The sequence below is a fragment of the Kitasatospora sp. NPDC007106 genome (assembly GCF_040634455.1).
Taxonomy (GTDB): domain Bacteria; phylum Actinomycetota; class Actinomycetes; order Streptomycetales; family Streptomycetaceae; genus Kitasatospora; species Kitasatospora arboriphila.
The window spans coordinates 1-10,456 of the sequence record NZ_JBEYFP010000176.1 but is presented as its reverse complement, the minus strand read 5'-3'; the positions used below and the strand labels follow the sequence as shown (position 1 = coordinate 10,456).

Genomic DNA, 10,456 nt, shown 5'->3' with positions numbered 1-10,456 from the left:
CCGAGCGGGTGCCGCGGCCGCCCGCGTTCCCGGGCAGGCCCTAGGCTGCCGGGCATGCCCAGTGGTGACACCTCAGGACCGCTCGACCTCGGCCTGCTGCGGACCTTCCTCGCCGTGCACCGCTCCGGCTCCTTCACCGCCGCCGCCCGGCTGCTGCGGCTCTCCCAGCCGACCGTCACCGCACAGATCCGCACCCTGGAGCAGCAGCTCGGCAGGCCGCTGTTCGAACGGCTGCCGCGCGGGGTCACCGCCACCGCCGCGGCCGACGCCCTCGCCGCGGAGGTCGCCGCCCCGCTGGACGCCCTCGCCGCCGTCGCCGAACGCGGCAGCGCCGACCCCGGCGCCCCGGCCGAGCCCGTCCACCTCGCCGGGCCGGCCGAGTTCCTCGGCGTCTGCGCCATGCCCGCACTCGCCCCGCTGATCGGCGCCGGACTGCGGCTGCGGGTCACCGCCGGACTCACCGACGACCTGCTCGCCGGACTGCGGGCCGGCCGCTACGACCTCGTCGTGGCCACCGCCCGGCCGCGCGGGCGGGCCCTGCACGCCGTCCCGCTCGCCGACGAGGAGTTCGTCCTCGTCGCCGGGCCCGACTGGGCCGCCCGGATCGGCGCAGGGCGGGTCGCCGCCGAGGGCCCCGCCGCACTGCGCGGCGTACCGCTGGTCACCTACGCCGAGGACCTGCCGATCGCCCGGCGCTACTGGCGGCACGTGTTCGGCACCCGGCTGACCGGACCGGCCGCGGCCGTGGTGCCCGACCTGCGCGGGGTGGCCGCCGCGGTGGCCGGCGGCGCCGGGATCTCCGTCCTGCCGCGCTACCTGTGCGCGGCCGACCTCGCCTCGGGGGCACTGGTCGCACTGCACGAACCGGAGGACCCGCCGATCAACACCGCCTGGCTGGTCGGACGGGCCGGGGCCGCCGAACCGGCCGCCGTCGCACAGGTCCGTGCACGGCTGCTGGCGGCGGCCCCGGCCTGGTGAGGGCGCCTGCGGCGGGCGTCAGAGGCCCAGTGCCGCCGGGTCCGCCGCCAGGGCGCGCATCGGCTCCCGGGCGTCCTCGACCAGCCGGCGGGCCGTCAGGTCGAGGAAGCCGCCCACTCCGGTGACCTCGGCGGCGAGGGTGCCGTCCGCCTTCACGACGGTCTGCTCGACACCGAAGGTCTTGCCGTCGCCCCACACGAAACGGCAGCTCACCGCCACCTCCTCGCCCGCCCGCAGCTCGCGCCGGTAGCGGACGGTCGTCTCCAGCACGACCGGGCCGACGCCCTTCGCCAGCAGGTCGGCCTGCCGGATGCCGGCGTGTTCGAGGTAGCACCAGCGGGCGTGCTCGGCGTACTGCAGGTAGACCGACTGGTTGAGGTGGCCCTGGGAGTCGGTCTCGTAGCCGCGGACGGTGATCGGAACACTGAATTCGGTCATGCCACGAACAGTACGGGCACGCCCGGCAGGGGCGCGGGGAACTGCGCGATCCGGGTGCGGCCGCACTTGCAGGATGGGCCAAGCAAAAACAGGGGCGCGGGGAACTGCGCGATCCGGATGTGGCTGCCCGCTACGAACCAGAGGTCGGCCCTGACAGCCCCCACACCCAACCCCGGACTGCGCAGTTCCCCGCGCCCCTGACTTGGCTCTACCTGATTCTCCAGAGCCGGCCGATCCCGGATTGCGCAGCTCTCCCCCAGCCTTCGGCCGGGAGGTGCCCCCACGCGCCCCTGGGGTGGTGCCCCTGACTCGGCCTCAGGGCTCCAGGTGGGTGGGGGCGAACATGCGGAGGAGGGCGGGGAGGACGACCACGGTGGGGCCGGGGGTGGCGAGGGCGGCGGTGAGGTCGGCGTGGAGGGTTTCGGGGGTGGTGGGGACGGCCGGGACGCCGAAGGACTCGGCGAGGCGGAGGAAGTCGGGGCGGGCGAGTTCGGTCGCGGTGGCCTCGCCGAAGGTGTCCGTCATGTACTCGCGGAGGATGCCGTAGCCCCCGTCGTCCACGATCAGCCAGGTGACGTCCAGGTCGTGCTGGCGGGCGGTGGCGAGTTCCGCGATCGAGTACATCGCGCCGCCGTCCCCGGAGACGGCGAGGACGGGCCGGCCCGGCAGGGCCGCCGCTGCGCCGAGCGCGGCGGGGAAGCCGTAGCCGAGGCCGCCGGCGCCCTGGGCGGAGTGCATGGCGCCGGGGCGCCGGGCGTCCCACGCGGACCAGGCCCAGTAGCCGAGGATGGTCATGTCGAAGAAGGCCGGGGAGTCGTCCGGCAGGGCGGCGCGGGCCGCGGCGAGGACCTGCTGTTCCAACTCCAGTCCCTGGCCGTCGATCCGGGCCCGGACCTGCTTGAGCAGGTCGGCGGCGGCGGCCTCGGCGCGGCCGTCGGGCTCGCGCGCGGGGACGGAGTCGGCGAGGGCGGCGAGGGCGAGCCGGGCGTCGGCGTGGATGCCGAAGGCGGGGTGGTTGGACTCCAGCTTGCCGAGGTCGGCCTCGACCTGGATCAGCTGACCGCGTGGGGCGAACGTGTGGTAGTTGCTGGAGAGTTCGCCGAGTCCGGAGCCGACGACGAGCAGTACGTCGGCGTTCTCCAGCAGGTCGGTGGTGTGCCGGTCCTCCAGCCAGGACTGCAGCGAGAGCGGGTGCTCCCAGGGGAAGGCGCCCTTGGCACCGAAGGTGCAGGCCACCGGCGCGCGCAACAGCTCGGCCAGGCGCAGCAGTTCGTCGGTCGCGCCGGCCCGGACGACCCCGCCGCCGGCGAGGATCACCGGGTTCTCGGCCTCGGCGAGCAGTACGGCGGCCTCGGCGACGAGTTCGGCCCGCGGGACGAGCGGGCGGGGTTCGGCGCGCAGGCCGGTGACCCGGGGCACGGTGGTCGGGGCGAGCAGGACGTCCTGCGGGATCTCCACCCAGACCGGCCCGTACGGGGCGGTGAGGGCGGACTCCCAGGCGGCGGCGAGGGCGGAGGGGATCTGCGAGGCGGTGCGCGCGGTGTGCACGGACTTCACCACGTCGCGGAAGCTGGCCTGCTGGTCGACGAGTTCGTGCAGGTAGCCGCGGCGGCGGCCGCCGAGGCCGGCGGAGGGGATCTGCGAGGAGACGGCGAGCACGGGGGCGGAGGCGGCGGCGGCCTCCTGGAGGGCGGCGAGCGAGGTGAGGGCGCCGGGGCCGGTGGAGAGGAACAGCGGGGCGACGGTGCCGGCGGTGCGGGCGTAGCCGTCGGCGGCGAAGCCGGCGTTGTTCTCCACCCGCAGGCCGACGTAGCGCAGCCGGGAGCGGCGCAGGGCGTCGAACAGGCCGAGGGCGTGCTGGCCGGGGAGGCCGAAGACGGTCTCGGCGCCGAGGTTGGCGAGGGATTCGACGACCAGGTCGCCGCCGTTGCGGACGTGGGTCATGCGCGCTCCTCGGCGATCCGGCGGGCCATCAGGGTGGTCAGCTCGTAGGCGGTGTGCGAGGCGGCCACGGAGGTGATCTCGGCGTGGTCGTAGGCGGGGGCGACCTCGACGAGGTCGGCGGAGACGATGTTGCAGCCGGCGAGTCCGCGGAGGATCTCCAGGAGTTCGCGGGAGGTGAGGCCGCCGGCCTCGGGGGTGCCGGTGCCGGGGGCGTGCGCCGGGTCGAGGACGTCGATGTCGATGGAGACGTACAGCGGGCGGTCGCCGATCCGCTCGCGGAGCTGCTGGGCGACCTCGTCGACGCCGCGGCGCATCACGTCGGCGGAGGTGACGATGCCGAAGCCGAGCTTCTCGTCGTCGGTGAGGTCCTGGCGGCCGTAGAGCGGGCCGCGGGTGCCGACGTGGCTGAGCGCGGAGGTGTCGAGGATGCCCTCCTCGACGGCGCGGCGGAACGGGGTGCCGTGGGTGTACTCGGCGCCGAAGTAGGTGTCCCAGGTGTCGAGGTGGGCGTCGAAGTGGAGCAGGGCGACCGGGCCGTGCTCGGCAGCGACGGCGCGCAGCAGCGGCAGGGCGATGGTGTGGTCGCCGCCGAGGGTCATCAGCCGGGCACCGGTGGCGAGCAGGTCGCGGGCGGCGGCCTCGACGGTGTCGACGGCCTCGTTGATGTTGAAGGGGTTCGCGGCGACGTCGCCGGCGTCGGCGACCTGGGCGAGGGCGAACGGCGAGGCGTCCTGCGCCGGGTTGTAGGGCCGCAGCAGGCGGCTGGCCTCGCGGATCGCGTTGCCGCCGAACCGCGCGCCCGGCCGGTAGGAGACCCCGGTGTCGAACGGGACGCCGACCACGGCGATGTCGGCGCGGCCGACCTCGTCCAGGCGGGGCAGCCGGGCGAAGGTGGCGGGGCCGGCGTAGCGCGGGACGCGGGACGAGTCGATCGGGCCGCGCGGTTCGGTGGTGCTCATGGATTCCTCGGGAGGGTCGGTGGGTGCGGTGGCGTGCCGTCAGGCGGCGGCGGGGACGGCCTCGGGCTCGGCCGGGGTACGGCCGTCGAGGCGGTCGCGCCAGCGCTCCAGCAGGCGGGCGTCGGTGGGCCGGGTGGCCAGGCTGACGGCCAGGTAGGCGACCAGGCTGGCGCCGAGGCCGTAGTAGATGGGCTCGTTGGCGAGGGTGCCCTTGAGCACCATGAGGGTGATCACGGTGACGCCGCCGGCGGTCATCGCGGCCAGCGCGCCCGGCAGGTTGCCGCGGCGCCAGACCAGGCCGCCGAGGATCGGCACGAGCAGGCCGCCGACCAGCAGGTTGTAGGCGACGGTGAGGGCCGCGAGGACGTCGTCGAGCAGGCAGGCCAGGCCGATGGAGATCGCGCCCAGGACGATGATCGCCAGCCGGTTGGAGCCGACCTCGTCGTGGTCGTCGCCCTGCGGGCGGACCTTGCCGCCGCGGGTGCGCAGCCACTGCCAGATGTCGTTGTTGGCGACGGTGGCGGAGGCGATCAGGGCGCCGCTGGCGGTGGACATCATCGCGGAGAGCGCGGCGGCCAGCACCAGCCCCTTCACACCGGTCGGCAGGGTGGTCTTCACGATGGTCGCGAAGGCGCTGTCGGCGCCGGCGAGCTGCGGGTGCAGCGCCTTGGTGGCCATGCCGATGACGGCGCCGGCGAGCCCGTAGACCAGGCAGTAGACGCCGGCCACGGTGCCGCCGTAGGAGGCGACCCTGTCGGTGCGGGCGGTGAACACCCGCTGCCAGATGTCCTGGCCGATCAGCATGCCGAAGGTGTAGATCAGCACGAAGGTGAGGATCGACTCGCCGCCGATGGAGCCGAAGGAGAAGTAGCCGTCGGGCAGCTTGTCGGCCATGGCGCTCCAGCCGCCGGCCTTGACGACGGCGATCGGCAGCAGCAGCACCAGCACGCCGATCGACTTCACCACGAACTGCACCATGTCGGTGAGGGTGATCGACCACATGCCGCCGAGGGCGGAGTAGCCGACGACGATGGTGCCGCCGATCACCACGGCCGCCCAGCGGGGCACGTCGAAGAGCACGTCGAAGACGGTGGCGTAGGCGATCGTGGAGGTGACGGCCAGCATCAGGGTGTAGACCCACATCACCACGCCGGAGATGACGCTCGCGGCGTCGCCGTAGCGCAGCGAGAGCATCTCGGCGACGGTGTAGACCTTCAGCCGGGCGATCCGGGCGGAGAAGAAGGCGCTCAGGGCGAGCAGGCCGAGGCCGATCGCGAAGACCATCCAGGCGCCGGACAGGCCGTAGGTGTAGCCGAGGCGGACGCCGCCGATGGTGGAGGCGCCGCCGAGCACGACGGCGGCCATCGTCCCGGTGTACATCAGCGGGCCGAGGCGGCGGCCGGCGACCAGGAAGTCGCTCTTGGAGCGGGCGCGCCGCCTGCCCCACCAGCCGACGGCGACGATGCCCGCCAGGTAGCAGGTCATCACGACGTAGTCGATGGCCATGTGGTCCTCCGATCCGGCCGCCGCGCTGCGGGTGCGGGGCCGGGGTGCTCGTGGGGGACGGCTGCCGCGGCCGGAAGGGGGCCTGCCGCGGCGCCGGAGGGGGGACGGGTACGGGCACCGACCGCCGGACGGCGTCCTCGGCCCGTGCTGAAACGGTACGAGCAGCGCCGGGGCGGTTGAAGTGTCGGATCCGTCCATTCTCTATGCTCTGGATGGAGGAAGTGTCCATCGGAGGGAGGCCGGGCATGTCCGCACCGCCCGTCCCGGCGGCCCCGCGCGCGCCCGAGCCGGGGACGCCCGCCCTGCCCCTGCGGGTGCTGCTCGGCGCCCCGGGCCTCGGCCTGGAGCAGATCGCGGGGCCCCGTGACGACCGGCTGATCGGCACCATCGGCACCACCGAGCTGCCCGACCCGGCACCGTACCTGTCCGGCGGCGAACTGCTGCTGACCGCGGGCGTCCGCTTCCCGCCGACCGCGGAGGCCGTGGACGCGTACGTGCGCAGCGTCGCCGCGGCCGGGATCGCGGCGCTCGGCTTCGGCATCGCCCCCGTCCACGACGAGGTGCCGGCGGTGCTCGTCGAGACCTGCGAGCGGCATGCGCTGCCGCTGGTGCGGGTGCCGCCGGCGACGCCGTTCGTCGCGGTCAACCGGGCCGCGTACGCGTTCATGGCCGAGGCCCGCAACCGCGACCTGCGGCTGGTCTCCGAGGCGCAGTCCGCCCTCGCCTCCGCCGCGGCCCGGCCGGACGCGCTGCAGGCCGTGCTGCACCAGCTGGCCGTGCGCACCGGCTCCTGGACGGTGCTGCTGGACGCCGCCGGACAGGAGCTCTTCGCCGCCGGGGAGCGCCCCGCCGCGCCGGCGCCGCGGCAGGTGCGGGAGCTGGCCGCCCGCACCACGGCCCGGCTCGCCGGCCGGCCCGGCCGGACGGCGCCGCCGACGGCCGCCGCCGAGCACCTCGAAGGACGCCACCTCACCGTTCACACCCTGCCCGGCGGCCTCGCCCTCGGCATCGCCGCGGACACCCCGCCCAGCAGCGTCCACCGCTCGGTCACCGGCGTCGCCGCCGTCCTGCTCGCCCTGCTCACCAGCCCCCGGCACGCCCTCGGCGCCGACACCCGCGGTTCCGGCGCCCTCGTCCGGCTGCTGCTCGGCGCAGCCCCGGCCGAGGTCGCCGCCCTGCTGCAACCGGACGGCGCCGCGGACGGCCGCTGGATCGTCGTCGCCGGACGGCGCACCCGGCCCGGACGCGGGGACGACCCCGTCCAGGTCGCGGCGCTCGGCACCGCCCTCGGCACGCCCTACCTGGACGTCACCGGCAACGAACTGCGGGCCCTCGTCCCCGGGCCCGCCGCGCCCGATCCGGCCGCCGCCGTCCGGCTGGGCTGGACGCTCGGCTTCAGCACCCCCACCGGGCCGGACGGGCTCGGGAACGCGGCCGTGCACGCCGACCGCGCCCTGCGACGGGCGCTGGCGGGCGGCCGGGGCGCCGCGCAGCAGCGCGACGAAGCCCTGAGCATGCACGCCCTGGTCGCCGAGGACGAGGCCCGCGCCCACGCCCGGGCCCTGCTGGCGCCGCTCGCGGAGGCGGGCGCCCCCGGACCGGACGTCCTGCGGGAGACCCTCACCGCCTGGCTCGCCCACCACGGCAGCTGGGACCGCACCGCCGCCGCCCTCGAACTCCACCGCAACACCGTCCGCCAGCGCATCGCCCGCACCGCCGACCTCCTCGCCGCCGACCTCAACGACCCCGACGTCCGCATGGAGCTGTGGTTCGCCCTCCGCCGGCTCCCGCCGACGGACCACCGGGCCTGAATCCGGCCCGCTAACCGAGGGAGACCGTCAGGATCCAGGCGACGGGCAGGGCGAGGATGCCGAGGGCGACGGCGCCGAGCAGGGCGACGAGCCAGCCGAAGAAGTAGTTCTCGCCGTTGCGGAGGCGTCCCCGGCGGGCGGAGGTGAGCAGCCAGTGACCGGGCAGGCCGAGGGTGGCTGCCGTCCAGCCGGCGTAGGTGACGTAGTGGGCGGCGGTGGACGGCGAGGGCTCGAAGACGTCGCGGCCGACGAGCCGGACGTCGCGCCGGGTGCCCGGCCGGTGGTCGCCGGCGGCGGAGCGGAGCAGCACCGAGGGAACAGCCGCCGCACCGGTGGACGAGGACGCGGCGAACGGCGTGTACGTGCCCCGGCAGTGGGTGTCGTTGCCCTCCAGTTCCTCGAAGCATCCGGCGACCACGAAGGTGCCGGTCGCCCCCGCGACACCGGTCAGCGCGGCCAGCCGGGCGCCGAACAGCAGCCAGACGACCGCCAGGCAGCCGCCGAGCCAGAGCACGGCGAAGCCGCCGGCCAGCCGCCAGGACCGCGTCCGGTCCGTCCACCCCATGCGGCGCCCCCGCCACTCGACCACCCGTTCACCTGTTCGACCCGGGCCCTACCCGGTGCAGGCGCCACGGAACCGCGCGGCTTCCCGCAGGGGCACGGTCGGCGGTGGTCGGCGGCGGTCAGTGCCGGTCGGTGAAGGAGCCGTGGCGGCCGGCTCCCTTGGCGAAGCGGGCGGCTCCCTCGCCGGCCTCGGGCAGGGACCGCAGGCCGTGCCGGAGTTCGTTGTCGAGGGCGTCGTGCTCGCTCAGCCCGTCCTGTTCGAGGAGGGAGAGCCGGTCCTCGCGCATGCAGGTCTGCGGGAAGCGGGCGATCTCGGCGGCGAGCCGTTCGGCGGCCTGCCGGGAGGTGCCGCGGGGGACGACCCGGTCGACCAACCCGATGCTCTTGGCCTCGCCGGCGTCGACCGGGCGGCCGGTGAGGACGAGGTCCATGGCGCGGCCGGCGCCGATCAGCCGGGGCAGCCGGACGGTGCCGCCGTCGATCAGGGGGACGCCCCAGCGGCGGCAGAACACGCCGAAGACGGCGTCCTCCTCGGCGACCCGCAGGTCGCACCAGAGGGCGAGTTCGAGGCCGCCCGCGACGGCGTGGCCGGAGACGGCGGCGATGACGGGCTTGGAGAGCCGCATCCGGGTGGGGCCCATCGGCCCGTCGCCCTCGGGGGCGACCCGGTTCCCGTCGGCGGTGCCGAAGGCCTTGAGGTCGGCGCCGGCGGAGAAGGTGCCGCCCTCGCCCCACAGGACGGCGACGGAGGCCTCGGGGTCGGCGTCGAAGGAGCGGAAGGCCTCGGCGAGGGCTTCGGCGGTGGGTCCGTCGACGGCGTTGCGGCTCTCGGGGCGGGAGAGCACGACGGTGGTCACCGGTCCGCTGCGTTCGGTGCGTACGGGCATCTGTGCCGGTCCTCCTCGCTGCCGCGGCCACCGCCGACCGGTGGACGGACCCCATCGAACCAGAACGGCGCCGTCCCGACGAGGCCGCCGCGCGGCGGGGTCCGGCGGGCCCACTGACAGGCGCTCATACTATGATCTGCCGCCGGGGATTGGGTGGCACACGATCCGGCGGCCGCACCGCCGGGGCCGTCCGACCCGACGGGGACAGCGCGGACGGGAAGCCGTCCGACGGGGGAAGGACCGCCATGTCAGGCAGCCACTACAAAGTGTCGCCCGAACAACTCGACCGGCTCGCCAAGGAGTGGCAGGCCCAGGCCGAACGCCTGGAACGCGTCGCGGCCAAGGTCGACGCGCTCTCGGGCAAGTTCCGCACCGCCGAGATCGAGACCCTGATCACCGGCGGCGTGCTCTCCACCGGCATCGTGCTCGCCGCCGAACAGGCCGCCCAGGACGCCGGGCAGAGCGCCGCCGCCACCGCGAAGGCGATGCACCAGGACGCGGCCGGGATCCGGCACTGCGCCGACAACTACCGCGAGGCCGAGGAGCACGCCGGCAAGCAGCTGCCCGGCGGCGGCCACCACACCCCGCCCAAGTCGCCCGGCAAGCCCGGCGGCAGCGGCGGACACCACGGCGGCGGACACCAGGGCGGCAGCGGCGGCCACGACGGCGGCGGCAGCGGCGGGCACCACCCGATGCCCTCCTCGCCGAACCCGCACGGCAAGATCCCGATGTCCGACGTCGACTACAGCGGCGCCGGCTCGTGGAAGAGCGGCCGGGCCGCCTGCGAGGACTACGTCAACCAGGCGCTCGACACCATGGGCATCAAGGACCCGCAGGCCCGGGCCAACTGGATGCGCGGCCTGCTCACCATGACCCAGCGCGAGTCCTCGTACAACGACTCGCACTGGCTGGTGAACAAGACCGACAGCAACGCCTGGGGCCCGACCCAGGCGGACGGCGCGCCGCTGCACTCCTCGCGCGGCCCCTGGCAGTGCATCCCGGACACCTTCGCCGCCTACCACCAGCCGGGCACCTCCACCAAGATCTACGACCCGGTGGCCAGCGCGTGCGCCTCCATGAACTACATGATGGCGCGCTACCACGTCTCACCGGACGGCCACGACCTGGCCGCCAAGGTCGCCCAGGCCAACCCGAACCACGGCCCGCAGGGCTACTGACCGTCCGCGCCGGCCCGCACGGCCGGCCGTCGAAACCAGGAAGAGCCACCTCACCGTGTCCCGACACACCACGGCGCTGCGCGCCGCCACCGCCGTCTCCGCCGCCGTCCTCGCCGTCGGCGTGCTGACCGCCTGCGACCCGGCCGAGCCGGCCGCCGCGCCGAGCACCGCCGCCGCGAGCCAGGCCGCGC

At 75.3% G+C, this 10,456-nt stretch carries 9 protein-coding genes; 3 read left to right on the top strand and 6 right to left on the bottom strand.

Translation table 11 applies throughout. The features are described from left to right. Positions 1 to 54: 54 nt before the first annotated feature. A complete protein-coding gene (locus ABZ641_RS16570) occupies positions 55 to 978 on the top strand; it encodes a LysR family transcriptional regulator (protein ID WP_359982518.1) in 924 nt (307 codons plus the stop codon). An 18-nt stretch (positions 979 to 996) separates the two neighbouring features. On the opposite strand, the gene ABZ641_RS16565 is transcribed toward ABZ641_RS16570, so the two are convergent. From ABZ641_RS16565 to ABZ641_RS16550, 4 genes are all read right to left on the bottom strand, one after another. Next, complete coding sequence (locus tag ABZ641_RS16565; RefSeq protein ID WP_344624150.1) at positions 997 to 1,416, bottom strand: acyl-CoA thioesterase; 420 nt, start codon at positions 1,414 to 1,416, stop codon at positions 997 to 999. A gap of 315 nt (positions 1,417 to 1,731) precedes the next feature. Continuing rightward, positions 1,732 to 3,360 (bottom strand): thiamine pyrophosphate-binding protein, encoded by a 1,629-nt coding sequence (locus ABZ641_RS16560; RefSeq protein ID WP_359982515.1) that lies wholly within the window; start codon positions 3,358 to 3,360, stop codon positions 1,732 to 1,734. Beyond that, positions 3,357 to 4,319: an agmatinase gene (gene speB / locus ABZ641_RS16555; protein WP_344624152.1), complete on the bottom strand. Its 963-nt coding sequence runs from the start codon at positions 4,317 to 4,319 to the stop codon at positions 3,357 to 3,359. The genes ABZ641_RS16560 and speB overlap by 4 nt, the downstream gene beginning before the upstream one ends. A gap of 39 nt (positions 4,320 to 4,358) precedes the next feature. After that, positions 4,359 to 5,825, bottom strand: coding sequence for a sodium:solute symporter (locus tag ABZ641_RS16550; RefSeq protein ID WP_359982513.1), 1,467 nt, complete (start codon positions 5,823 to 5,825; stop codon positions 4,359 to 4,361). 245 nt (positions 5,826 to 6,070) lie between these two features. On the opposite strand from ABZ641_RS16550, the gene ABZ641_RS16545 reads away from it, so the two are divergent. Continuing rightward, positions 6,071 to 7,636 carry a PucR family transcriptional regulator gene (locus ABZ641_RS16545; protein ID WP_359982510.1) on the top strand — a complete coding sequence of 522 codons (1,566 nt, stop codon included), beginning with the start codon at positions 6,071 to 6,073 and terminating at the stop codon, positions 7,634 to 7,636. 10 nt (positions 7,637 to 7,646) lie between these two features. Here the strand turns inward: ABZ641_RS16545 and ABZ641_RS16540 are convergent, their stop codons facing one another. Next, positions 7,647 to 8,201 (bottom strand): hypothetical protein, encoded by a 555-nt coding sequence (locus ABZ641_RS16540; RefSeq protein ID WP_359982507.1) that lies wholly within the window; start codon positions 8,199 to 8,201, stop codon positions 7,647 to 7,649. Positions 8,202 to 8,319: 118 nt separating this feature from the next. Next, positions 8,320 to 9,087, bottom strand: a complete 768-nt coding sequence (locus tag ABZ641_RS16535; RefSeq protein ID WP_344624156.1) for a crotonase/enoyl-CoA hydratase family protein — start codon at positions 9,085 to 9,087, stop codon at positions 8,320 to 8,322. Positions 9,088 to 9,332: 245 nt separating this feature from the next. Between ABZ641_RS16535 and ABZ641_RS16530 the strand changes: the two genes are divergently transcribed. After that, a complete protein-coding gene (locus tag ABZ641_RS16530; RefSeq protein ID WP_344624157.1) occupies positions 9,333 to 10,265 on the top strand; it encodes a hypothetical protein in 933 nt (310 codons plus the stop codon). The last annotated feature ends 191 nt before the right edge of the window (positions 10,266 to 10,456 follow it).

What these genes read in the sequence shown, in the direction of transcription:
- ABZ641_RS16570 (WP_359982518.1), top strand. Translation starts at nt 55, where the DNA reads ATGCCCAGTGGTGACACCTCAGGACCGCTCGACCTCGGCCTGCTGCGG.
- ABZ641_RS16565 (WP_344624150.1), bottom strand. Translation starts at nt 1,416, where the DNA reads ATGACCGAATTCAGTGTTCCGATCACCGTCCGCGGCTACGAGACCGAC.
- ABZ641_RS16560 (WP_359982515.1), bottom strand. Translation starts at nt 3,360, where the DNA reads ATGACCCACGTCCGCAACGGCGGCGACCTGGTCGTCGAATCCCTCGCC.
- speB (WP_344624152.1), bottom strand. Translation starts at nt 4,319, where the DNA reads ATGAGCACCACCGAACCGCGCGGCCCGATCGACTCGTCCCGCGTCCCG.
- ABZ641_RS16550 (WP_359982513.1), bottom strand. Translation starts at nt 5,825, where the DNA reads ATGGCCATCGACTACGTCGTGATGACCTGCTACCTGGCGGGCATCGTC.
- ABZ641_RS16545 (WP_359982510.1), top strand. Translation starts at nt 6,071, where the DNA reads ATGTCCGCACCGCCCGTCCCGGCGGCCCCGCGCGCGCCCGAGCCGGGG.
- ABZ641_RS16540 (WP_359982507.1), bottom strand. Translation starts at nt 8,201, where the DNA reads ATGGGGTGGACGGACCGGACGCGGTCCTGGCGGCTGGCCGGCGGCTTC.
- ABZ641_RS16535 (WP_344624156.1), bottom strand. Translation starts at nt 9,087, where the DNA reads ATGCCCGTACGCACCGAACGCAGCGGACCGGTGACCACCGTCGTGCTC.
- ABZ641_RS16530 (WP_344624157.1), top strand. Translation starts at nt 9,333, where the DNA reads ATGTCAGGCAGCCACTACAAAGTGTCGCCCGAACAACTCGACCGGCTC.